This is a genomic window from Pseudomonas sp. JUb52 (genome assembly GCF_004341115.1).
GTDB classification, from domain to species: Bacteria; Pseudomonadota; Gammaproteobacteria; order Pseudomonadales; family Pseudomonadaceae; genus Chryseomonas; species Chryseomonas oryzihabitans.
Genome location: NZ_SLYS01000002.1, coordinates 254,688 through 276,133, shown reverse-complemented (window position 1 = coordinate 276,133; position 21,446 = coordinate 254,688). Strand labels below are relative to the sequence as shown.

Genomic DNA, 21,446 nt, shown 5'->3' with positions numbered 1-21,446 from the left:
CGCAAGGGGGCAGGAAGGAGGCGACGCGGTGACGACGGCAGTATTCAGCCTGGGCGTTGCCAGCGCCAGCGTGGCAACGGCCGGGAGCCGGGGGCACTGAGGGCGAGCAGGGCCGCCAGCCCCAGGGCCAGCAGGGCGAGCAGGGCGCTGGTCAGGGCGGCGGGTCTGACCGCGGCGCCCTGCAACCAGAGCGACGCCAGCGCCGGGCCGGCGGCGCAGCCGAGCAATTGCAGGGAAGGCACCAGGGTGGCGACGCGGCCACTGGCGTCCAGCCGCAGCGCCAGACTGATCTGGAAGGGGGTGAGGGTCTGCCAGAGAAAGGTGAAGGTCAGGCACAGCAGCACGAAACTCAGGTGCGCCCCCGGCGCCAGGCCGTAGATCAGCGCGGCCAGGCTACCCAGCGCTAGGGTCGCCAGCGTCAGGGTGGTGGCGGCCGGCAGCCAGGCCACCAGGGCCGCGCCGGCCAGACCGCCGAGCAACTGGGCGGCGAAGCTGGCGGCGATCAGGGTCTGGGCCTCGCTGGCGTCCAGTCCGAGGGCTTCGCCATAGGGCTCCAGATAGGCCCAGAGCGCGCCAATCGCGGCCAGCTGGCAGCCGACGAAGGCCAGCAGCAGGGCCTGGGGCAGTTGCCAGCTATGGCGGACCGGCGCGCTGCCATGGACGTCCAGCGCCGCCAGCCGGCGTGGCAGGGCGGCGGTCAGCGGCAGGGCCAGGGCGGTGACGCCGGCCAGCAGCCGGAAGCCGCCGGCGCTGCCCAGGCGGGGTAGGATCCACAGCGCCAGCAGGGTGGCCAGCAGGCCCTGGCAAAAGGTCTGCAGCGCCATGAACAGGCCGGATAGCCGCTCGGCGGCGGGCTGACGCACGATCAGCGCCACCGCCGCCCAGAGCAGCAGGCCTTCGCCAAGGCCGGCGAGGGCGCGCAGGCCGAGCAGCGGCAGATCACCGCTGGCCTGGGCGCTGGCCAGATCGGCGGTGACCGCCAGCAGCGTCGCCGGCCACAGTACGGCCGGCAGCCCCAGCCGGGGACCCAACGCCTCGCCGGCGATGACCCCCAGACCCAGGGTGACGATCTCGCCCATGGCCACCAGGCCCAGGCCGTCGAGGCTGGCGCGACCGCTGGTGAACAGCTCGCCGAGCAGCAGCGGCTGCAGGCCGAGGATGAGCAGGGCCAGGGAGCCCAGCAGCAGCGCGGCTTGGACCTGGCGAGGCGGAGCGGGCGTGGTGACGGTCATGGGGTCTACCTTCGAAGAGTGGCTAGTAACCACGGCTTTCCGCCGGCAGCCGGCCCTGGCGGAAGGCCTCGGCGGCGGCGCGCTGGTCGCGCTGGAGCCGGCGGGTGGCGATCAGCACCACCCACCAGGGCAGGCAGGTGAGCGCCGCGCCGGTGGCCTGGGCCAGGGTGTAGGCCTTGGCGCATTTCTCGAACAGCTCGGCATTGAGCGCGGCGCGACTGGCGGTGGTCCCCAGGCACAGCGGCTGGCCGCCGAGCAGCTGGACGTTGCCCTGGTCCGTCAGGGCCTCCGCCAGGGCGTTGCCCCGGGTCACCGCAGGCGCCATCCGCCCCAGGTGCCGGGCCTGCTCGTCGAACAGTTGCGGCAGCTGGCCACCGAAGTCCGCCACATGCTGGCCATAGCGTCCGGCCCCCTGGATGATGGCGCCGACATCCGGTCGCGACCGGTAGACGAGCGCGTGATCCAGGGCGCCGCCGCTGCAGCGGGCCAGCTCGATCTCGAAGGGCGCGGCATTGCCCAGGGTGCCGTACCAGAGACTCGTTGCCCCCGGTATGCGCACCGACAGGGCCACGGCCGAGCGCTCGCCCTGGCGCGCCAGACGTTGCTGCAGATCCAGCCATTGCTGGCGCAGTTCGGCTTTCATGGGTGGCCTCATACCAGCTGGAAGACTCGGTCGAAACGCTCCAGGGCGTCGTCGATCACGGCGTCGGTGTCGGCCAGGCTGGTGTAGATGCGGCTGCCGGCCAGGGTGATGAGGCCATGGGCGGTATAGGCCGCGCCCATCTCTTCCATCATGTGCTTGCGCGCCTTGGCCTCGTTGCGCACTCGCAGCAGCTTGAGCGGATTGCCGGTGTCGAGCAGCAGCACGCCGGAGGTCTGCAGATGGACGATGGAGCCCAGGTTGTAGGCGACATAGGGCAGGTTGCGGCGCTGGATGATCTCCTCCAGCCCCTGGCGCAGTCGATCACCGGCGCGACCGGCCTGGCCGGCGGCGTCGAGCCGCTGGATCTCCTTGAGGGCGTAGTAGCCGGCCACGCAGCACAGCGGATTGGCCGACAGGGTGCCGCCGACGAAGGCGCGCTTCGATGAGGTGCCGATGCCGCCCACCAGCAGCTGCATGACCTCGGCCTTGCCACCCAGGGCCCCGGCCATGGGATAGCCGCCGGTCAGGCATTTGCCGAGCACGGTGAGGTCCGGCAGCACCTTAAAGTAGCCCTGAGCACCGCCCATGCCGGCGCGGAAACCGGTCACCACCTCGTCGAAGATCAGCAGGGCGCCGAAGTCGTCGCAGAGCTTGCGCACCTCGCGATTGAACTGCGGATGCACCGGGCGGGTACCGCTCTCCGGGCCGAAGGGCTCCACCAGCACCGCCGCGGTGCCGCCGCGCAGGCGATTGAGTTGCAGCCGCCGGCGCAGGGCATCGAGGTCGTTGGGCGGACTTTCCTGGGTGTGGGCGGTGGCGCCCCGGGGAATGCCGAGGGCCTCCATGCGCCCGGTGCCGGGCAGGCGCATGCCGTACACGAGTTGATCGCTCCAGCCGTGGTAGGCACCGCCGATCTTGATGAGCCAGCGGCGCCCGGTATAGGCCCGCGCCAGCCGCACCGCGGCCATGGCCGCCTCGGTGCCCGAGCCCAGCAGCCGTACTTGGTCGATGCCGGGCACGCTCTGGCACACCAGTTCGGCGAGCTTGACCTCGTATTCGTGCAGCAGGCCGGTGACCGGGCCGCACTCGGCGAGGATGCGCTGGACCTGCTCGCGCACCCCCGGATGATTGGAGCCGAGCAGGGTGGGGCCGCCGGCCTGGAGAAAGTCGATGTAGCGGTTGCCATCGACGTCGGTGAGGTGGGCGCCCTCCGCCTGGGCGACGGCCAGGGGAAAGGGATGATTGAACGCCAGGTTGTGCTGGATGCCCCCGGGAATGAAGCGCTTGGCTTCGTCCGCCAGTCGCCGCGAACCCTGGCAGCGCTCGTCGAAATAGCCCATGACCTTGGCCAGCGCCTCGCGGCGCAGCGGGCGCATGGGCTGTTTGACCAGGACGTCGAAACGGCGATAGAGCGTTTCGGTATCCGGCCAGGCGGAAATCGCCGGCGGCGTGGGCACCAGGGGCGGCGGGGTGGTAAGAGGCTGATTCATGGCGGACCTCAGGACGGGAGGGAGGCGGTGAGGGTAGTCAGCAGGCGCTGGCGCGCCAGGCTGTCGGCGGCGGAGACGCCGGGACGGTTGGCGATACGGCCGACCAGGTAGTGCTCGCAGAAGGCTTCCAGCTGCTCTAGCACCGCCAGGGTCTGGCGCGCGCTGGCGCCGTAGCAGAGCACCCCGTGGTTGCGCAGCAGGTAGGCCGGACTCTCGGCGCTCAGGGCGCGATCCAGGCGCTTGGCCAACCAGCCAGTGCCGGAGGGGGCATAGCCCACCAGCGGCAGGCGGCGGCCCAGTTCGGGCCAGCGCTCGGGATCGTCGACGGTCAGGGCCTCGCCCAGCAGGGTGCAGGCGCTGGCCAGCGGCTGATGGGTGTGCAGGCTGCAGCCCGCGGCCGGAAAGCGCCGCAGCACCCGGGCGTGCAACCCGGTTTCCACCGAGGGCGCGCGATCGCCTTCGAGCTGGTGCAGATCGGCCAGGCGCAGGATGCAGACGTCCTCGGGACCCATCTGGTAGTAGTCGAGGGCGGAAGGGGTCACCGCGATGCGTTCGGCGTCCAGGCGCAGGGCCAGATTGCCGCCGGTGGCGGCGAAGAAGCCGCGGCGTACCAGGTGCAGGCAGAGATCGACCACCTGTTCGCGCGCTTCGAGGGTATCGCTCATGGTCGGGCTCCCTGGTTGGGGTTGAGGCGGCGATAGAGCGGCGCCAGGCGCCGGCGGACTTCGAGAAAGGTGGCGTAGCTGTCGTCGTAGCGCGCCCGCGCCTGGGGGCAGGGCTGGTAGAGACGCGGCGGTCGCTGCAGCGCCGGCACGTCGCCGAAGGCCAGGGCGCCGATGCCGGCGGCGGCGATATAGGCCGAGCCCCGGGCATTGGCCTGGATGGGTGCGGCGGGCTGAGCGATCACCTGGCCGGTGACGTCGGCCATGATCTGGCACCAGAGATTGGACTGGGCGCCGCCGCCCACCGCCGTGATCCGCTCCGGTCGGCGGCCGAGGAAGCGGCCGAAGGGTTCCAGCATCCAGCGGGTGTTGAGCGCCACCCCTTCGAGAAAGGCGCGGATGATGTCTTCGCGGGTATGTTCCAGCGACAGGTTGATCAGGGCGGCGCGCAGGCTGGGATCGTCCACCGGGCTGCGCTCGCCATACAGCCAGGGGGTGTAGAGCAATCCGCGCGCGCCGGCCGGCACCCGGGCGGCGATACGGTCGAGCAAGGCATAGAGATCCGGATGCTGTTCGTCGCTGAGGAGTTCGTCCGGGTGGTAGAGCACCTTGTCGCGCAGGAAGGACAGGTTGGCGCCCGCCGCGGTCTGCAGCGCCATGGCCAGGTAGCGGCCCTTGACCGCACTGGGCACGGCGGCCATGTGGCGCAAGACATCGGACTTCTTGAAGGGCACATGGGCGCCCAGCCAGGAGGAGGTGCCGAGGTAGAGGTGCGGGGCGAAGTCTTCCACCGCCGAACCCACCGCCACCGCCGAGGTGTCCACCGAGCCGGCCACCACCGGGGTGCTGCGCGGCAGGCCGAGCTGGTCGGCCACCGCGCCGGTCAGGGTGCCGATCACCTCCGCCGAGTCCACCAGGTCGGGCAGCTTGTCGCGGTCGAAGCCCAGGGTACGGATCAGCCCTGCGTCGTATTTCACCTGGCGCGAATCCCGGTTGTCAGTGATCCAGGCGGTGCAGATGGAATCGGCGGTGGCGCAGCAGCGACCGGTCAGGCGCAGATTCATGAAGTCAAGGACATTGAGAAACTTCACCGTGCGCGCATAGCGCTCCGGCTGGTGGTCCTGCAGGTAGGCGATGTGCCCGGCGGAATCCTTGCCCGACAGTGAGGGCGCGCCGCCAGTGAGACGGATCCAGCGCCACAGCTTGAAGGGCGAGTACCCGGCCACCTTCAGCCGGCTGCCGCCGACCCGCCGCGCCACGGATTCGGCGCCGCGCATGTCCAGCCACAGCAGCGCCCGGCCCAGGGCCTGGCCCTGAGCATCCACGCATACCGTGCCCTCGGTCTGGGTCGAGCAGCACACCGCCACCACTCGCCGTCGCCGCGCCGGGTCTGCGGCCAGCAATTCGCCGGCGCCGCGCAGGAAGGCCTGCCACCAGTCTTCCGGTTCCTGTTCGGCGCTGTGACCTTCGACGTGCAAGGTGACGCCATGGAAGGTCCAGGCGACCACCTCGCCGCCGAGGGTGACCAGGGCGCTCTTGCAGCCGGAGGTGCCGAGGTCCACCACCAGCACCAGGCCGTCGAGAGCGGTGGCCTGGACCGGCGCGGGTGGCGTGGCGAAGACGTGAGGTTTCATGGGCGCCAGCTCAGAAGGGGCGGGCCACGGACAGCACCCAGCGGGCCTCGTCCGTCGCGCGCTGATGGTCGCCGTCTTCGGCGATGTAGAGTTCGCGCGCCCGGGTATGAGGGCTCAGGTAGTCCAGGCCGAAGTCGAAGCCCCAGTGGCGATGCACCAGGCCGACGCCGTAGTCGCTGAAGTTGGCCTCGGAGAAGTTGCGGATCTGCTGGTAGCCAGCGTGCAGCTTGAGGCTGGTGCGCGGCGTCAGCTCGTAGCGATAGTCCAGGTCGTAGAGCAGGCTGCCGCGGGAGTTGTGTTCGCCCTTGGCATAGCACTCCAGGCCCTTGGTGGGGTCGGGATTGAATTGCAGCTGGGCGCCGCAGACCCCGGCGGTGTTGGCGCCGCGGTAGTTTTCCGAGAGCACGTTGAGGATGCGCCCCTGCAGTGCCCCGTAGCCGATCTCCAGCACGGCGAACTGGCTGTTGTAGTCTGTGCTGCGAAAGCCATCGGGGGCGCCGGTCTCCGGATCGATGCGGCTGGGCGCCTTGAAATGGGCACCGGGAAAGAATTCCCCGGCCAGACCGACGCCGAAGTGCCAGGCCTCCGGATCGCCGAAGCGGTAGCCGCCGGCCAGCAGCACGTTGGCGCCATCGCCGTCGATGAATTGCTTCTTGCTCACGGTGCCGATTTCCGCCAGGCCGATCAGGCCGCTTTCGTGGGCGAATTCCACGGTGACCTTCGCCCCCGGCCGATTGAGCGAGTCCGAGATGCCGCGGTTGCGCACGTCCGAGAGCAGGCGCGGGGTGATGGTCAGGGCATAGCTGGCCAGGTCGTCGTCGGCCTGGACCGCGCCGCCGAGAACGCTCAGGCACAGCAGGGCCGCCGCCTGGGTGCGGTGAAGAGTCCGGTTCATGGGGTCGCTCCTTGCGGTGGCTTAGCTGCAGTGCGGGGTAGTGGGGAGGGCGCTCAGCGGGGTGAGCTGTTCGGTCTTGCCGAGCACCTCGGTGCCGACATAGGCGCGGATATTGAGGTCGTCCCCCTTGCGGCGGACGTAGCCCTTGTACTTCTTGCCATCGCGCGGATCGAAGACCCAGCCGTCGCGCCAGGTGCCGCCGTCGTCGCGAGTCATCTGGAAGACGCGCGTGCCGCAGGTGTCATGGGCATTGCCGGCGTCCTTGTCCCAGACGATGGTGCCGCACAGGGCCCTGGCGTTGTCGGCGCAGGGCGTGACCTTGACGGCGGCGCCCTGGTCGGCGGTCAGCCAGAGGCCCTGTACCGGTGCGGGATCGGCGGCCAGCGTCGGAGCAAGGGGGAGCGCCCAAAGGGCGACGGCGAGCGCGAGGGGTGTTTTCATGGCGGAGACTCCTGCTGTTTGTTGTGGTTGTGGCTGGAGGCAGTAAAGGGATCGCAGTTGCTGATATGATAGTCATCGCTACATGATAGTTATAACTATCATTTTACTGCCCATCAAGGTGTTTTTTCGTCTAGCCGAGAGCTTTTTCATGGTCGCCAAAGAGTCAGCTCCATCTTCCCGCGCCACGCCCAAGGCCCGCCCCAGCCAGCAGCGGGCAGCGGAAACCTACGAACGCATCCTGGCCGCGGCGGCGGAGGTGCTCTGTCAGGTCGGCATCGAGCGGCTGTCGACCAATCTGGTCTGCGACTGCGCGGGGCTGACCCCGCCGGCGCTCTACCGCTACTTCCCCAACAAGTACGCCCTGCTGGAGGAGCTGGGCCGGCGCCTGCTGGAAAAGCAGAATGCGCAGATAGACGGGCGGATCAATGCCGAGCTGCTGGCCGGTCCTTTGGAGCGGGTGGAAGACGTCTTGACCGGGCTTTTGCTGGATACCTACCGCGTCACCGCCGAGACCGCCGGTGGCATGTGGATCCTCAAGGCGCTGCGCGCGGTGCCCTCGCTGGAGCACGTGCGCCTGGATTCGCACCGCCGGGTGGCGGCGCAGCAGACGGCGTTGCTGGTGCTGCTGCTGCCCAACGTGCCACCGGCCGCCGTCGCCCAGGTCGCGCGGATCGTGGTCGAGCTGATCCACTCCACCGTAGAGCTGCTGTTCGACGAAGAACTGCCTGCGCAAAGCACCTGCCGCACCGTCGCCGCCATGCTCAGCGGGCACCTGGGGCGCCTGCGCGACGGCTGAGCCGTTCGCCAGCCGGGGCGAGCACCAGGTAAGGGACTCAGGTCAGAATCGGCACACATTCCGCCACTGCCGAGGTCTGTCATGGCTGACCTGGATATCGCCACCTTCATCACCGCCTGGCCCAGCCTGGGCCTGGAGCTCGCCCCGCCCTGGATGCTCACCGGTGCCTGCGAGGACCAGGTCAGGGTGCTGCTGGCGCGGCTCGGTCCCGGCTATCGCCGCCAGGGCGACAGCGCCATCCACGAGACCGCGGTGGTGGAAGCGGGTGCCGTGCTCAAGGGGCCGGTGATCATCGGCCCCGGGACCCTGGTGGCGGCGGGCGCCTATCTGCGTGGCGGTGTCCATCTGGGCGCCCACTGCGTGGTGGGCCCGGCCTGCGAGCTGAAAAGCAGCCTGCTGCTGGACGGCAGCAAGCTCGCCCACTTCAATTTCGTCGGGGATTCGCTGATCGGCAGCGGGGTGAATCTGGAGGCGGGTGCCATCGTCGCCAACTACCGCAACGAAAGCGACGGCGCGGTCATCCGCATCCGCCACGGAGAGCGGGTCATAGACACCGGGGTGGTCAAGTTCGGCGCCCTGATCGGCGACGGTTGCCGGCTGGGCGCCAATGCGGTCATCGCGCCTGGCGCCCTGCTGCCGCCGGGCACCCGGGTCGCGCGGCTGGGGCTGATCGACCAGGGCGTGCCGGACGCCACAGCGGGCGAGGCGCCATCTCAGCTGGCGAGATAGGTGGCGGTGGCTTCCAGCCGCGCATAGGCGAAGGCCAGCGCCGCCATCAGGGCGGCGTGTACCTGGGCCGCCGGCACCCGGACCCCGTTGAATTCCAGATCCAGGGTGGCGCAGGCGTCGTGGATCACGGTCACGGCGTAGCCCAGATCGGCCGCGGCGCGGACGCCGGCGTCGATGCACATATGACTCATGGCGCCCACCACCACCAACGACTCGATACCGCGCTCGTCCAGCAGTTGCTCGAGAGGGGTCTCGCGAAAGGCGTTGGGGTAGTGCTTCACCACCACCGGCTCGCCGGCCCGGGGCACGACGGCGGCCTGGATCTCGATGCCGTCGCTGCCGGGCACGAAGATCGGCGCCTCGGCGCTCAGCGATCGATGCTGCACATGGATCACCGGAATGCCCTGGTCTCGGGCGTGGGCGATGATCCGCGCGGCATTGGCGACTGCGGCCTCGATGCCACTGAGGGGCAGCTTGCCGCTGGGGAGGTATTCGTTCTGCAGATCGATGACGACGACGGCGTGCTTGCTCATGTCCAGCCTCTCGGAAGATGCTTCAGGTTTTGGGTCCGGCCATGATTGGCCAACCGCGCCTGCCGGCGAAGGGGCGTGACCGACAACTTCAGGGGCGCCAGCGACACATGCACGATCAACCGCCGATCGAACTCGGCCTGCTGCTCTATCCCGGCGTGCAACGGGCGACGGTGCACGGCCTCACCGATCTGTTCGAGATCGCCGGGCGTCTCACCGGGACCACGGAGGATGCCGAGCGCCCGCGGCTGCGCGTCAGCCACTGGCAGCTGGAGGAGGGCGAGACGCTGCCCAGGCGGGTCTACGACTCCTTGCCCGGGGCAGGCGGGGCGCCCCAGGTGCTGATCCTGCCGCCCAGCCTGGCGGAGCCGATTTCCCCGGCCGCCGCGACCCCCTATCGGGACTGGCTGCGCCACCAGCATGGCGAGGGCGTGCGCCTGGCCTCGATCTGCGCCGGCGCCTTCCTGCTGGCGGAAACCGGTCTGCTCGATGGCCGTACCGCCACCACCCACTGGCTGCATGTCGAGCGCTTCGCCGCCCGTTTCCCGGCCGTGAATCTGGACGCCGACCAGTTGCTCATCGATGGCGAAGACCTGGTCACCGCCGGTGGTCTCATGGCCTGGACCGATCTCGGTCTGCGCCTGGTCGATCGCTACCTGGGCGCCAAGCGCATGCTCGATACCGCGCGGACCCTGGTCATCGACCCGCCTGGCCGACAGCAGCGCTACTACAGCGCCTTTTCGCCGCGCCTGAGCCATGGTGACAGCGCCATCCTCGCCGTGCAGGAATGGCTGCAGGCGACCGGCGCCCAGGACATCGCCCTGGACACCCTGGCCCGCCGCGCCGGACTGGAACCGCGCACCTTTCTGCGCCGCTTTCGCCAGGCCACCGGCATGACCACCACCGCCTACGGCCAGCAACTGCGCGTCGGCCGCGCCCGGGAGTTGCTGCAGGCCAGCCGCCTGCCCCTCGAACGGGTCGCCTGGGAGGTCGGCTACAGCGATCCGGGTGCCTTCCGCAAGGTCTTCACCCGTGTCGTGGGGCTGAGTCCAGGGGACTACCGGCGACGATTCGGGGGTGCTGGATCCGGGCGGTGAAACCAGGGGGCATCACGCCACCGCGCCTGGCGTTCGCTGCAGGCGGCTCGTCTCGTTGGTTGAACCAAGCGCCCGGAAGTGCCCTCCACACCAGTAGAAACGCCAGCGAAGCGATCCCGCCGCCAAGGCCCTCGATCCCTTCGCTGCATGCTCGGCTCTTACCAGACCCCTGCAGGTATTCATGAACCAAGATCCAGACTTCAAGCTGCTGTTCGAAGCGCTTCCCCACCAGATCCTGGTGCTCACGCCCGGCCCCGACTTCATCATGGTGGCGGCCAACGAAGCGCGGCTGCGCGGCACCCAGACCCGGCGGGAAGACTGCATCGGCCGCTCGGTCTTCGACGTTTTCGGCAGCAATCCGGACGACCAGCTGGCGTTTGGGGCGGGGGTTCTGCGGGCATCGCTGGAGCGGGTCATGCGCAGCCGTGAGCCGGACCGCATGGCCATCACCCGGTACGACATTCCTCGTCCTGCCCGCGCGGGCGGGGGATTCGAAGAGCGCTACTGGAGTCCCCTGAACGTGCCGGTGCTGGATGAGCATGGCGAACTGCGCTACATCATCCATCAGACCGAAGACGTCACCGAGCAGGTGCTGGCGGAGCAGCGCTCCAGTTCCACCCTGCAGCACGCCGACGAACGCTTTCGTGCCGCCTTGCTGGCGTCGGAGGCGGGCATTTTCGACTGGTACCTCGATGACCGGCAGTTCTACTGCGATAACGTCCTGCAGCAGCTGTTCGGCTTGCCCGGCGTCCTGTCCGGTGCGCCCATCGAGGGCTTTCTCGAGCGGGTCCACGCCGCGGATCGCGCCGTGGTCCGGGCCGCGCTGAGCGAATGTCTGCAGGGCAAGGACTTCGCCGTGGAACTCCGGCTCAGCCGGGGCGCCGGAAACCAGTGGCTGCTGGGCAAGGGCCACGTCTTCAGGGATTCCGCCGGAAGGCCTTCCTACGTCACCGGCACCTGTGCGGACATCACCGCGCGCAAGCAGGCCGAGAAGGCCTTGTATGACCTCAACGAAACGCTCGAAGCCCGGGTCGCGGCGGAGGTGGCCGAGCGTTCCCGGGTGGAGGACACCCTGCACCAGGCGCAGAAGATGGAGGCGGTCGGCCAGCTCACCGGCGGCATCGCCCACGACTTCAACAACCTGCTGACCGGCGTCATCGGCAGCCTGGAGCTGATGCAGCGGCGCCGACGCAGTGGCGATGCGAGCGAGGACGAGCGCTACATCACCGCGGCGGTCACCTCGGCACAGCGAGCCGCGGCGCTCACGCAGCGGCTGCTGGCGTTTTCCCGCCGGCAGACCCTCGACCTCAAACCGCTCGAGGTCAATCCGCTGGTGGCGTCGCTGGAAGACCTGCTGCATCGCACCATCCGGGAAGACATCACCATCCACACGCACCTGGCCGCGGGTCTGTCGCTGGTGCGAATGGACGCCAACCAGCTGGAAAGCGCCATCATCAATCTGGCCATCAACGCCCGCGATGCCATGCCAGGCGGCGGGACCATTACCATTGCCACCGCCGCCGTGCAGCTCACCACGGAAGAGGGCGCTGCGCTGAACGTGGCGGAAGGCGACTACATCAGACTCACGGTGGCCGATACCGGGGTGGGGATGACGCCCGAGGTGCTGGCCAAGGTCTTCGAGCCTTTCTACACCACCAAGCCGATCGGTCAGGGGACGGGCCTCGGGCTCTCCATGGTGTATGGCTACATGCGCCAGGCCAGTGGCGCGGTACGCATTCTTTCCCGCCCGGGCGAGGGCACCCAGGTGCAGCTGTACATGCCGTGTCTGGGCGGCGAACTGGACATCCTGCCCATCGAAGAAAGCCGCAGCGCCCCCCTAGGCGTCGGCGAGGTGGTGCTGGTCGTCGAGGATGAAGCCGTGGTGCGGTCCCTGATCGTGGAAGTGCTGGGCGAACTCGGCTATCAGACCCTCGAAGCAGGGAATGCCCAGGAAGCCATGCCCTTCCTGGAAAACCCCCAGCGCATCGACCTGATGATTTCCGACGTCGGTCTGCCTGGCATGAACGGTCGCCAACTGGCGGACCTGGCCCAGGCCAATCGCCCGGAACTCAAGGTACTGCTGGCGACCGGCTACGCGGAAGGCTCGAACAGGGAGGGTTATCTCGCCGCCAATATGGAGATCATCACCAAGCCCTTCGCCATCGACGCCCTGGCCAACAAGATCAGTGGGATGCTGAATCCGGAGAATTGAGGGGATGATTTTTCTGCGGCAAGGCGGCAGTCCTGGCAGTTGATTGCCAGGGGGCCTCCACCCGCTAAAGTCCCGGCGGTATTGTTCTGGGACTGGGGCATCCGGATACGTTGTCCGCGCGTAATGCGCCTACACCAGTGGCTCCGCGATCCGCTCCAGCAATTCCGGTCCATCGTTTTTCACGCTGCCCACGGCCTTGCCGACCGGATACCAGTCGAAGGCCTCCACTGGCGTGCCTTCGACCTCGCCGATCTCGGCGGCGCGCTCCATGGACAGGTCGGGATCCAGCCATTCGCGGGCAACGGTCGGGGGCAGGACCAGGGGGCGGCGGTCATGGATATCGACCATGCCGGCATCGGAAGCGGCGGTGACGATGACGAAGCCATCATCCTCCTGGGGGGGCTGGTCGGCCGGGCGGAAGTGGCCAATGGCGGCGAAGAACAGCGGCTCGCCGGATTTCAGCCTGATGAAATAGGGCTGCTTGCGCTTCGGGTCCTCAGGATCCTTTTTCCATTCGTACCAGCCATCCGCGATCACCAGGGCGCGGCCCCGTTGCCAGAGGCCGCGAAACATCCGGCTGGTGGCCGCCGTTTCGACGCGGGCATTGATCACGGGCGGACGCCTGGCCTGGCGCGCCCAGGCGGGCTGGTAGCCCCAGAGCACCGGGTCCAGGTGCAGGCCATCCTCCTGCTGATTGAGCAGCAGCACCCGGGTGCCGGGTGCCACGTTGTAGCGGCCCAGGGCGCGCGGCTCCAGGCCGGTGCGGACGTCGGCCGCATTGGCGCCCAGGGCGTCCAGATAGTCGAGAGCGTAACGGTACTGGGCAAAGCGGCCACACATGGGCGCCTCCTGGGGCGAGGGATGAAGGCGAGTGGCGCCCTCGGCGCTGGCCTGGACGGTCCGCAAGCGGAAGTCCACTGCCCGCTGTTCGCCGAGGCAACCCGTCAGAGGCTTGGACAGTGACGTTTGGCTGAAGTACCCGCAGCGTCCGTGCCGGCCTCATCGTGAAAACGAGACAGGCGGTGGCTGATCAGGGCGAGGGCCCCTCTGCACAGATGGTGGCCAGGCGACGCCCGTAGTGAGGAAGGGCCACAGCGGTCCTGCTCGGGCGATCTTCGGGCAAGTGAGCCTGCAGGTAGGCGGAGAAAGGCTATCTCCACCCCTGGCTATCTCTGAAATTTCTTGCAAAACATTTGAACACCAGCCGGTCGTGCCTAGTCTGCCAGTAACAACAAACCTGGCGGATAAGACCCATGAAGTCCTGGCTCCTGACGAAACCCCGGTTATCCGGCTTGCTCATCCTGCTCCTCGGCATACTGCTGACCGCTGGCGGGGCCTGGCTGCTGCTGTTGGGCGGCAGTGTCTATTACCTGATCGCGGGCCTAGGCCTCTGCCTGACCGGCGGCTTGCTGATGAAGGGGCGCCGGCTGGCGCTGTGGGTGTACGGCCTCGTCTGGCTGGGCAGCGTGCTGTGGGCGCTGTGGGAGGTCGGCCCTGACGTCTGGAAGCTCGAACCCCGGCTGATGCTACCGACCCTGCTGGGGCTCTACCTGCTGTTGCCCTTCATCCGGCGGCGCCTGGACGGCAACCGCAGGGTTTCGGGGACAGGCTATGTGATCGTTCCCCTGGTCGCCGCGGCCCTGGTCGGCGGCCTGTTCTTCGCCCATCCCTATCCGCCAGACCAGGCGCTCGCGACCGTCGCGCCGGGAAGCCAGGTGACGACCAACGCTTCGGGGGTTGCCGAGGGCGACTGGAATTTCTATGGGCGCACCGCCGAAGGCGAGCGCTGGTCGCCGCTGGCGCAGATCACGCCTGACAATGTCAGCCAGTTGCAGGAAGCCTGGACCTACCGGACGGGCGATCTGCCCAGGGGTGACGAAAACAAGCATGGCTACGAATTCAACTTCGAGGCCACGCCGATCAAGGTTGGCGACACCCTCTACTTCTGCACCCCGCACCGGGAGGTCATCGCCCTCGATCCGGATACCGGCGAGCAGCGCTGGCGCTTCGACCCACGTGCCGATACCTCGAACAATGCCTACCTGGCCTGCCGCGGCGTGGCCTATTACAAGGCCCCGGAAGGAACGGCGACGGCCTGTCCGGAGCGCATCATCTCGTCGGTAGGGGATGCCCGCATCATGGCGCTCAATGCCCGTACCGGCGAGCTCTGCCAGGACTTCGGCACGGGCGGCTATGTCTCGCTGCGGCAGTACCTGGGCGAGGTGCCCAAGGGTTTTCACTTCGTGACCTCGCCACCGCTGGTGATCCACGATCGCGTGGTGCTCGGTGGCTGGATCTATGACGGCCAGAAGACCAACGAGCCCTCCGGCGCCGTGCGGGCCTTCAACCCCATCAATGGCGAGATCGTCTGGGCCTGGGATATCGGCCATCCGGACGATCCGGTGGTCCACCCGGCGCCAGACCAGACCTTCACCCGGGGCACGCCCAACGCCTGGGGCGTCTACACCGCCGATGTAGCGCGCGGGATCATCTACCTGCCCACCGGCAATGCGGTGCCCGACTACTACGGCGCCGAGCGCAGACCTTTCGACGAAAAGTATTCCAGCTCCCTGGTGGCGCTGGACGTGGACACGGGTGCGCCGCGCTGGAGTTTCCAGACCCTGCACCATGACCTCTGGGACATGGACGTACCCATAGGGCCATCGCTGGTGGACCTGCCGGACGGCAAGGGCAACAGCGTCCCCGCGCTGGTGCAGACCACCAAGCGCGGCGAACTCTTCATGCTCAATCGGGTGACCGGCGAACCCATCGCCCAGGTCGAGGAAAAACCGGCCCCCCAGGGCGGGCTGCCGGAGGAGCATGTCGCGCCGACCCAACCCTATTCGACCGGCATGCCCACCTTCGCGCCGCCGGAGATCAAGGAGTCCGACACCTGGGGCGTATCGCCCCTGGACCAGTTGCTGTGCCGGATCGAATTCCGCCAGATGAACTACAAGGGCGCCTTCACGCCCTTCGAGCTGGACAAGACGACCCTGGTGTATCCGGCGTTCGACGGGGTGATCGACTGGCATGGCGCCTCCATCGACCCGGAGCGCAAGCGCCTCTATGCCAACCTCAGCTACATCCCCTTCAAGGCCGAGGTCTATGCCCGAGCGGATGCCGAGCGCAAAGGGCTGGTGGAGCCCTGGGATGGCCAGGGCACACCGCCGCGGCCGAAGCAGTTCGCCATCAACCCGCAGTATGGCACCCCCTACGTGGTCAAGGTCGATCCCTGGCTCGGCCTGCTCGGCGCGCCCTGCAAGGCGCCGCCGTGGGGCCAGCTCGCCGCCGTCGACCTGAAATCCCGCAGCCTGGCCTGGCAATACGATGTGGGCACCACCCGGGACATGGGCCCGCTGGGTCTGCACATGGCGCCGCCTTTTCCCACGGGGATGTTCAATATCGGCGGGCAGATCAATACCCGCTCGGGGCTGATCTTCATGGGCGCCACGGCGGACAACTACCTGAGGGCCTTTTCCGCGGCGAGTGGCAAGGAGTTGTGGAAGACCCGCCTGCCCGCTGGTGGTCAGGCAACGCCCATGACCTACACCGGGCGGGATGGGCGCCAGTATGTGGTCATCGCCGCCGGCGGGCATGGCGGCCTGGGCACCAAGGCGGGGGATTACCTCAAGGCCTACGCCTTGCCTGGAAATGGCCACTAGCGCGGCGGTCATGCAGCACCATCCCCAGGACCATGGCCACGACGAAACCCTGGATCTTGGCGATGCCCAGCCCCAGGCCTGCCAGCGCGGGCCCGGGGCATAGGCCGGCCAGGCCCCAGCCGAGGCCGAAGAGCGCGGCGCCCAGCACGAGGCGACGATCGACGGGCGTGGTCGGTGGCAGGTGGAACTGGCTATCGAGCAGGGGGTGGGCTAGTCGACGCTGCAGCTGGACCGCCGGCACGGCCACCAGCAGGGCGCCGCCCAGGACGAACAGCAGGCTGGCGTCCCAGTGCCCGCTGGCGAGAGCGAGAAAGCCCAGGACCCGGGTGGGATCGAGCATGCCGGACAGGGCCAGGCCACTGCCGAAGAGCAGACCGGCGAGCAAAGCGATGACCAGCCGCCTGGAGGTCATCGCAGCAGCCCCACCAGCGTGGCAGTCGCCAGGCCCGAGGCCAGGAAGACCGCGGTCGCGGCCAGCGAGCGGCGCGAACCTCGGGCCACGCCGAGGATGCCATGACCCGAGGTGCAGCCCGAGCCCAGCCGGGTGCCGAAGCCCACCAGCAGTCCGGCCAGCAGCACTGTCGGCCAGGTCACGTTCACGGTCGGCTGAGGGAGGTCATGCAGACCGCGCATCAGCAGCGGACCCAGGACCAGGCCCAGCACGAAGACCAGACCGGTGCCCACCTGCTGTCCGCCGAGCAGCCGACCGAAGATCCCGCTGATGCCGGCGATCCGGCCGTTGACCAGCAACAGCAGACCGACCGCCACACCCAGCAGCAGTCCGCCCGCGAGGGCAGGTAGATAGGCGGCGAGCGTCATGCCGGCGTCGCCTGCGCTTGGCAGAAGATCTGGTAGAGCGCCTGCAACAGCTGGGCGGCCTTGTCTTCGGTGAGGCGGTAGAAGATCTGCCTGGCTTCGCGGCGAGTGGTGACCAGGCCGGCTTCGCGCAGCACGCCCAGTTGCTGGGACAGGGTCGGCTGATGGATATCCAGACGCGCTTCGAGTTCGCTGACCGCATACTCCCCCTCGGCCAGGGCGCAGGCCAGCAGCAGGCGGACCGGATGCGCCAGGGTCTTGAGCAGGGCCGCTACCTCCCGGGCGCGGGCCTGCATGTCCTGGGGAGAGAGGGCCGCGCCGGGGGTGGGTCGGGTAGGAGGAGTCGTCATAAACACGCCTGCACGGATTCAATATACATTTTTATATAATGTATATTGTCTTGCGGGCAAGCGTGATTTTCCAGCGGTACAGCTCCAGCGTGGTACCCGTCAGCCGATCAGCGACCGGGCGAAGTCGCGATAGCCGTGCAGCGGACGCCCGAGCATTTGCACAAGCCGCTCGCGGTCCCCAGGTTGCGGCAGCATGCCGTCGCTGACATAGCGCTCGGCCATGAGCCTCATCTCGTAGGCCATCCAGGCCGGCATGAAGCTCGCCATGTTCTGCTCGAAGCCGCGCGGATCGTCGCCGGCGTAATGGACGGGGCGACCCAGCAGCTCGCTCCAGATCGCTGCGGCGCCTGCGCCGGTGAGGGTGTCCGGGCCGACCAGGTTGAGCGTCTCGCTGGGCAGCCTGCCCGGCGCCTGATCGCGGCGGATGAGCTCGAGGGCGGCGACCTCGGCGATGTCCCGGGCGTCGACCATGGCCACGCCCTTGCTGCCGATGGGCATGGGATAGATCCCGTGCTGCAGGATGACGTCCTTGATCATGGCTTCGTTGTCGATGAAATAGGTGGGCCGCAGGATGGTGGCGCCGAAGCCCATGGCCGCGAGCATCCGTTCGCCACCGAACTTCACCGCGAAGTGCGGCACGTTGACCGCGCTGTCGGCGCCGAAGACCGAGAGGTAGACGACCCGCTCCACGCCGCTTTCCCGGGCGATGTTGAGGGTGATGAGCACCTGGGTGAATTCGTCGCCGGTCACGGCGTTGAGCAGGAAGAGGGTGGAAACGCCGCTGAAGGCGCGGCGCAGGGCGGCGAGATCCAGCAGATCTCCCTGCATGACCTCGACCGCGGCAGGAAAATCGGCGCTGGCCGGAGTGCGGGTCAGCACCCGCACCTTGGCTTCGCGCTGCACGAGTTGCTGGACGAGGTGGCGGCCTACGCGGCCGGTGGCGCCAGTGACGAGGATGGTCATGTCGGTAACTCCAGGTGGGTGATGGGTAGAGCCACCTTAAGTCGTCCCACCTCGAGCCAATAGCCGCTAGGATAGGGACGTACCGTTCCACAATCGAGACAGTCTCATGGACTTCGGTTTGCTCGTCGACTTTCAGCTCATCGCCACTCACGGCGGCATTGGCAAGGCCAGTCGCGCCAGCGGCCGACCCAAGGCCAGCCTGTCGCGACGACTGGCCGAACTGGAAGTCGTCCTGGGCGTCAGGCTGATCGAGCGCGGTGGGCGCAGCCTCGTCCTGACGCCGGCCGGTACCGACCTGGCGGCCCGGACCCTGGGGCCGCTGCGCGAATTGCAGGAGGCGCTGGCGGCGGTGCAGGAGGGAGTGGCGGTGCCGCGCGGGCGGTTGCGCATCGCGGCGCCGCTGCTGTTTTCCCAGGTGGCGCTGGGACGCCTGAGTGCGGATTTCCGGCGGCAGTATCCGGAGATCCTGATCGAGGCGGTGGCCGAGGATCGCCTGGCCGATCTGGTGGACGAGCACTTCGACCTGGCCATCCGCATCAATCCGGCGGCCGACAGCCGCCTGGTGGGGCGCTGCTTCGCCCGAGATCAAAGGGTGCTGGTGGCGGCCCCCGGCCTCGATCCTCCTCCGGGGTCCGCTGCCGAACCCGTACCGCTGCCGGCGGTGGTCATGCCCGGCCAGCGCGATGGGGAGATCTGGACGCTGGCGGAGGACGGGGCGGCTTTCCGGCCCCAGCCGGTGGTGCAGCTGACCTCGCTGCTGACCATCCGCGAGGCGGTCCTCGCCGGGGCGGGTGCGGCGCTGTTGCCCCTGTCGCTGGTGCAACGCGAGCTGGAGCAGGGCGCGCTAAGGCGCTGGGGCACCCTGGCCGGCGAGACCGAACTCTGGGTGCTGCACACCTCGCGGCGATTGCAGAGCCCCAAGGTCAGGGCCTTCGTCGACTTCCTCTGCGCGCGCTATCCGGACGGGAGCTTTCGGCTGGACTAGCGGGGTCCGCTGACCATCAGACGACAGCCTGCGTATCACCCACGGCCCTTTGTCCGGATAATGGCGGCCACTCTGTCTCCAAACCGGAATGCTGTGCATGGAAATCAAGGTCAATTTTCTCGACAACCTGAGGCTCGAGGCCAAGTTCGACGACTTCTCGGTGATCGCCGATCAGCCCATCCGCTACAAGGGTGACGGCTCGGCTCCGGGGCCCTTCGACTATTTCCTGGCGTCCTCGGCGCTCTGCGCGGCCTATTTCGTCAAGCTCTACTGCCAGACCCGCGACATCCCCACCGACAACATCCGCCTGGCGCAGAGCAACATCGTCGACCCGGAGAATCGCTACAAGCAGACCTTCAAGATCCAGGTGGAGCTGCCCGCCGACCTCTCCGACAAGGACCGCCAGGGGATCCTCAGATCCATCGATCGCTGCACGGTGAAGAAGGCGGTGCAGGCCGGCCCCGATTTCATCATCGAGGCGGTGGAAAGCCTCGACGCCGATGCCCAGGCCCTGCTGTTGCCCAGCGATACCGGCAGCCAGACCTACATCCCTGGCAAGGACCGGCCGCTGGAAGAGACCATCGCCAAGCTCTCCGGCATCCTCGCCGAGCTGGGCATGAAGGTGGAGATCGCCTCCTGGCGCAACATCGTGCCCAACGTCTGGTCGCTGCACCTGCGCGACGTGCAGTCGGCGCTGTGCTTCACCAATGGCAAGGGCGCGACCAAGGAAGCGGCCCTGGCCTCGGCGCTGGGCGAATTCATCGAGCGCCTCAACTGCAACTTCTTCTACAACGACCAGTATTGGGGCGAGGCTATCGGCCAGGCTGCCTTCGTCCACCATCCCGACGAGCGCTGGTTCCAGCCGGGGCCCAAGGATGCGCTGCCCCGGGAGATCCTCGACCGCCATTGCCGCAAGCTCTACGACCCGGAAGGCGAACTGCGCGCCTCGCACCTGCACGACACCAATTCCGGCAACGTGGCGCGCGGCATCTGCGCGTTGCCCTTCGTGCGCCAGTCCGACGGCGAGGTGGTGTACTTCCCCTCGAACCTGATCGAGAACCTCTACCTCAGCAACGGCATGAGCGCCGGCAACACCCTGGCCGAAGCCCAGGTGCAGTGCCTGTCGGAGATCTTCGAGCGGGCGGTGAAGCGCGAGATCCTCGAAGGCGAGCTGGCGTTGCCCGACGTACCCGAGGCGGTGCTGGCCCGCTATCCCGCCATCGTCGAGGGCATCCGCGGCCTGGAAGCCCAGGGCTTCCCGGTGCTGGTCAAGGACGCCTCCCTGGGTGGCGAATTCCCGGTAATGTGCGTGACCCTGATGAATCCGCGCACCGGTGGGGTGTTCGCCTCCTTCGGCGCCCATCCGCGCCTGGAGATCGCCCTGGAGCGCAGCCTCACCGAGCTGCTGCAGGGCCGCAGCTTCGAGGGCCTGAACGACCTGCCACAGCCGACCTTCGAGAGCCAGGCGTTGATGGAGCCGAACAACTTCGTCGAGCACTTCATCGATTCCAGCGGCCTGGTCTCCTGGCGCTTCTTCAGCGCCAAGGCCGACCATGAGTTCGTCGACTGGGACTTTTCCAGCGAGGGCGAAGACGCCACCGCCCAGGAGGCCGCCACCCTGTTCGGCATCCTCGCCGAGCGGGACCTGGAGGCCTACATGGCGGTGTACGAAGAGCTGGGCGCGCCGGCCTGTCGCATCCTGGTGCCCGGCTATTCGGAGATCTATCCGGTCGAGGACCTGATCTGGGACAACACCAACAAGGCCCTGCCGGTGCGCGAGGACATCCTCAACCTGCACCGCCTGGACGATGCGGCCCTGGAATCCCTGCTCGAACGCCTGGACGACACCCAGGTGGACGACTACACCCGTATCGCCACCCTGATCGGCGTGGAATTCGACGAGAACACCGTCTGGGGCCAGCTGACCCTGCTGGAACTCAAGCTGCTCATCCACCTGGCGCTGCAGCAATTCGAAGAGGCCAAGGAAGAGGTCGAGACCTTCCTCCAGTTCAACGACAACACCCTGGAGCGCGGCCTGTTCTACCAGGCGCTCAATGCGGTGCTGGAAGTGGAGATGGACGACGAACTAGAGCTGGCCGACTTCGAGGTCAACTTCCGGCGCATGTTCGGCAACGAACGGCTGGACGCCGCCCTGGGTTCGGTGTCGGGCGAGGTGCGCTTCCACGGCCTGACGCCCACCAGCCTCAAGCTGGAAGGTATCGACAAGCACCTGCGGCTGATCGACAGCTATCGCAAGCTGCACGCGGCACGGGCCCGGGCGGCCGGGATCGCGCTCTGAGGTAGCGCCC

20 protein-coding genes are annotated in these 21,446 nt (G+C 68.0%); 7 read left to right on the top strand and 13 right to left on the bottom strand.

All coding sequences use genetic code 11. From position 1 onward, the window contains the following. Window positions 1–44: 44 nt before the first annotated feature. Genes EC839_RS04455 through EC839_RS04425 form a run of 7 tightly spaced genes read right to left on the bottom strand, consistent with a single transcriptional unit; the run spans window position 45 to window position 6,997 of the window. Entirely contained in the window at window positions 45–1,232 is a 1,188-nt protein-coding gene (locus EC839_RS04455) for a hypothetical protein (protein WP_132832248.1), read from the bottom strand. Window positions 1,233–1,254: 22 nt separating this feature from the next. After that, on the bottom strand, window positions 1,255–1,875 hold the full coding sequence (locus EC839_RS04450) for a hypothetical protein (protein WP_132832247.1): 621 nt from the start codon (window positions 1,873–1,875) through the stop codon (window positions 1,255–1,257). Between the two features lie 8 nt (window positions 1,876–1,883). After that, window positions 1,884–3,365: an aspartate aminotransferase family protein gene (locus tag EC839_RS04445; protein WP_132832246.1), complete on the bottom strand. Its 1,482-nt coding sequence runs from the start codon at window positions 3,363–3,365 to the stop codon at window positions 1,884–1,886. 8 nt (window positions 3,366–3,373) lie between these two features. Next, complete coding sequence (locus EC839_RS04440) at window positions 3,374–4,030, bottom strand: class II aldolase/adducin family protein (RefSeq protein ID WP_132832245.1); 657 nt, start codon at window positions 4,028–4,030, stop codon at window positions 3,374–3,376. Then, entirely contained in the window at window positions 4,027–5,661 is a 1,635-nt protein-coding gene (locus EC839_RS04435) for an FGGY-family carbohydrate kinase (protein ID WP_132832244.1), read from the bottom strand. The genes EC839_RS04440 and EC839_RS04435 overlap by 4 nt, the downstream gene beginning before the upstream one ends. Before the next feature lie 10 nt (window positions 5,662–5,671). Then, the gene (locus EC839_RS04430) at window positions 5,672–6,556 is read right to left on the bottom strand and encodes a TorF family putative porin (RefSeq protein ID WP_132832243.1); all 885 of its coding nucleotides are present in this window, start codon (window positions 6,554–6,556) and stop codon (window positions 5,672–5,674) included. A gap of 21 nt (window positions 6,557–6,577) precedes the next feature. After that, entirely contained in the window at window positions 6,578–6,997 is a 420-nt protein-coding gene (locus tag EC839_RS04425) for a DUF2147 domain-containing protein (protein WP_132832242.1), read from the bottom strand. 148 nt (window positions 6,998–7,145) lie between these two features. On the opposite strand from EC839_RS04425, the gene EC839_RS04420 reads away from it, so the two are divergent. Both EC839_RS04420 and EC839_RS04415 read left to right on the top strand, forming a co-directional pair. Beyond that, window positions 7,146–7,793 (top strand): TetR/AcrR family transcriptional regulator, encoded by a 648-nt coding sequence (locus EC839_RS04420; protein WP_132832241.1) that lies wholly within the window; start codon window positions 7,146–7,148, stop codon window positions 7,791–7,793. Between the two features lie 81 nt (window positions 7,794–7,874). Continuing rightward, window positions 7,875–8,522 carry a DapH/DapD/GlmU-related protein gene (locus EC839_RS04415; protein ID WP_132832240.1) on the top strand — a complete coding sequence of 216 codons (648 nt, stop codon included), beginning with the start codon at window positions 7,875–7,877 and terminating at the stop codon, window positions 8,520–8,522. Here EC839_RS04415 and EC839_RS04410 read toward each other — a convergent pair. Next, entirely contained in the window at window positions 8,507–9,055 is a 549-nt protein-coding gene (locus EC839_RS04410) for a cysteine hydrolase family protein (protein WP_132832239.1), read from the bottom strand. The two genes, EC839_RS04415 and EC839_RS04410, sit on opposite strands and share 16 nt — an antisense overlap. Before the next feature lie 107 nt (window positions 9,056–9,162). On the opposite strand from EC839_RS04410, the gene EC839_RS04405 reads away from it, so the two are divergent. Further along, window positions 9,163–10,149, top strand: coding sequence for a GlxA family transcriptional regulator (locus EC839_RS04405; RefSeq protein WP_132832238.1), 987 nt, complete (start codon window positions 9,163–9,165; stop codon window positions 10,147–10,149). 181 nt (window positions 10,150–10,330) lie between these two features. After that, a complete protein-coding gene (locus EC839_RS04400) occupies window positions 10,331–12,361 on the top strand; it encodes a PAS domain-containing sensor histidine kinase (RefSeq protein ID WP_132832237.1) in 2,031 nt (676 codons plus the stop codon). A 129-nt stretch (window positions 12,362–12,490) separates the two neighbouring features. Here EC839_RS04400 and EC839_RS04395 read toward each other — a convergent pair whose 3' ends face one another. Beyond that, a complete protein-coding gene (locus tag EC839_RS04395) occupies window positions 12,491–13,201 on the bottom strand; it encodes an SOS response-associated peptidase family protein (RefSeq protein WP_132832236.1) in 711 nt (236 codons plus the stop codon). A gap of 413 nt (window positions 13,202–13,614) precedes the next feature. On the opposite strand from EC839_RS04395, the gene EC839_RS04390 reads away from it, so the two are divergent. Beyond that, window positions 13,615–16,023, top strand: coding sequence for a membrane-bound PQQ-dependent dehydrogenase, glucose/quinate/shikimate family (locus EC839_RS04390; protein ID WP_132832235.1), 2,409 nt, complete (start codon window positions 13,615–13,617; stop codon window positions 16,021–16,023). Here EC839_RS04390 and EC839_RS04385 read toward each other — a convergent pair. The 4 genes from EC839_RS04385 to EC839_RS04370 form a co-directional block, all read right to left on the bottom strand. Continuing rightward, window positions 15,989–16,435: a YeeE/YedE family protein gene (locus EC839_RS04385; protein WP_132832234.1), complete on the bottom strand. Its 447-nt coding sequence runs from the start codon at window positions 16,433–16,435 to the stop codon at window positions 15,989–15,991. The genes EC839_RS04390 and EC839_RS04385 overlap by 35 nt on opposite strands. Continuing rightward, on the bottom strand, window positions 16,432–16,842 hold the full coding sequence (locus EC839_RS04380; protein WP_132832233.1) for a YeeE/YedE family protein: 411 nt from the start codon (window positions 16,840–16,842) through the stop codon (window positions 16,432–16,434). The genes EC839_RS04385 and EC839_RS04380 overlap by 4 nt, the downstream gene beginning before the upstream one ends. Next, the gene (gene bigR, locus EC839_RS04375) at window positions 16,839–17,189 is read right to left on the bottom strand and encodes a sulfite-sensing transcriptional repressor BigR (RefSeq protein ID WP_132832232.1); all 351 of its coding nucleotides are present in this window, start codon (window positions 17,187–17,189) and stop codon (window positions 16,839–16,841) included. The genes EC839_RS04380 and bigR overlap by 4 nt, the downstream gene beginning before the upstream one ends. 99 nt (window positions 17,190–17,288) lie before the next feature. Next, window positions 17,289–18,152, bottom strand: coding sequence for an SDR family oxidoreductase (locus EC839_RS04370; protein WP_132832231.1), 864 nt, complete (start codon window positions 18,150–18,152; stop codon window positions 17,289–17,291). A gap of 106 nt (window positions 18,153–18,258) precedes the next feature. Here EC839_RS04370 and EC839_RS04365 point away from each other — a divergent pair, with 106 nt between their 5' ends. Together EC839_RS04365 and EC839_RS04360 are read left to right on the top strand one after the other, a co-directional pair. Further along, a complete protein-coding gene (locus EC839_RS04365) occupies window positions 18,259–19,137 on the top strand; it encodes a LysR family transcriptional regulator (protein ID WP_132832230.1) in 879 nt (292 codons plus the stop codon). Window positions 19,138–19,234: 97 nt separating this feature from the next. After that, the gene (locus EC839_RS04360) at window positions 19,235–21,436 is read left to right on the top strand and encodes an OsmC domain/YcaO domain-containing protein (RefSeq protein ID WP_132832229.1); all 2,202 of its coding nucleotides are present in this window, start codon (window positions 19,235–19,237) and stop codon (window positions 21,434–21,436) included. Window positions 21,437–21,446 lie beyond the last annotated feature (10 nt).

What these genes read in the sequence shown, in the direction of transcription:
- EC839_RS04440 (WP_132832245.1), bottom strand. Translation starts at nt 4,030, where the DNA reads ATGAGCGATACCCTCGAAGCGCGCGAACAGGTGGTCGATCTCTGCCTG.
- EC839_RS04450 (WP_132832247.1), bottom strand. Translation starts at nt 1,875, where the DNA reads ATGAAAGCCGAACTGCGCCAGCAATGGCTGGATCTGCAGCAACGTCTG.
- EC839_RS04400 (WP_132832237.1), top strand. Translation starts at nt 10,331, where the DNA reads ATGAACCAAGATCCAGACTTCAAGCTGCTGTTCGAAGCGCTTCCCCAC.
- EC839_RS04455 (WP_132832248.1), bottom strand. Translation starts at nt 1,232, where the DNA reads ATGACCGTCACCACGCCCGCTCCGCCTCGCCAGGTCCAAGCCGCGCTG.
- EC839_RS04405 (WP_132832238.1), top strand. Translation starts at nt 9,163, where the DNA reads ATGCACGATCAACCGCCGATCGAACTCGGCCTGCTGCTCTATCCCGGC.
- EC839_RS04390 (WP_132832235.1), top strand. Translation starts at nt 13,615, where the DNA reads ATGAAGTCCTGGCTCCTGACGAAACCCCGGTTATCCGGCTTGCTCATC.
- EC839_RS04370 (WP_132832231.1), bottom strand. Translation starts at nt 18,152, where the DNA reads ATGACCATCCTCGTCACTGGCGCCACCGGCCGCGTAGGCCGCCACCTC.
- EC839_RS04420 (WP_132832241.1), top strand. Translation starts at nt 7,146, where the DNA reads ATGGTCGCCAAAGAGTCAGCTCCATCTTCCCGCGCCACGCCCAAGGCC.
- EC839_RS04365 (WP_132832230.1), top strand. Translation starts at nt 18,259, where the DNA reads ATGGACTTCGGTTTGCTCGTCGACTTTCAGCTCATCGCCACTCACGGC.
- EC839_RS04385 (WP_132832234.1), bottom strand. Translation starts at nt 16,435, where the DNA reads ATGACCTCCAGGCGGCTGGTCATCGCTTTGCTCGCCGGTCTGCTCTTC.
- EC839_RS04410 (WP_132832239.1), bottom strand. Translation starts at nt 9,055, where the DNA reads ATGAGCAAGCACGCCGTCGTCGTCATCGATCTGCAGAACGAATACCTC.
- EC839_RS04395 (WP_132832236.1), bottom strand. Translation starts at nt 13,201, where the DNA reads ATGTGTGGCCGCTTTGCCCAGTACCGTTACGCTCTCGACTATCTGGAC.
- EC839_RS04380 (WP_132832233.1), bottom strand. Translation starts at nt 16,842, where the DNA reads ATGACGCTCGCCGCCTATCTACCTGCCCTCGCGGGCGGACTGCTGCTG.
- bigR (WP_132832232.1), bottom strand. Translation starts at nt 17,189, where the DNA reads ATGACGACTCCTCCTACCCGACCCACCCCCGGCGCGGCCCTCTCTCCC.
- EC839_RS04415 (WP_132832240.1), top strand. Translation starts at nt 7,875, where the DNA reads ATGGCTGACCTGGATATCGCCACCTTCATCACCGCCTGGCCCAGCCTG.
- EC839_RS04435 (WP_132832244.1), bottom strand. Translation starts at nt 5,661, where the DNA reads ATGAAACCTCACGTCTTCGCCACGCCACCCGCGCCGGTCCAGGCCACC.
- EC839_RS04430 (WP_132832243.1), bottom strand. Translation starts at nt 6,556, where the DNA reads ATGAACCGGACTCTTCACCGCACCCAGGCGGCGGCCCTGCTGTGCCTG.
- EC839_RS04445 (WP_132832246.1), bottom strand. Translation starts at nt 3,365, where the DNA reads ATGAATCAGCCTCTTACCACCCCGCCGCCCCTGGTGCCCACGCCGCCG.
- EC839_RS04425 (WP_132832242.1), bottom strand. Translation starts at nt 6,997, where the DNA reads ATGAAAACACCCCTCGCGCTCGCCGTCGCCCTTTGGGCGCTCCCCCTT.
- EC839_RS04360 (WP_132832229.1), top strand. Translation starts at nt 19,235, where the DNA reads ATGGAAATCAAGGTCAATTTTCTCGACAACCTGAGGCTCGAGGCCAAG.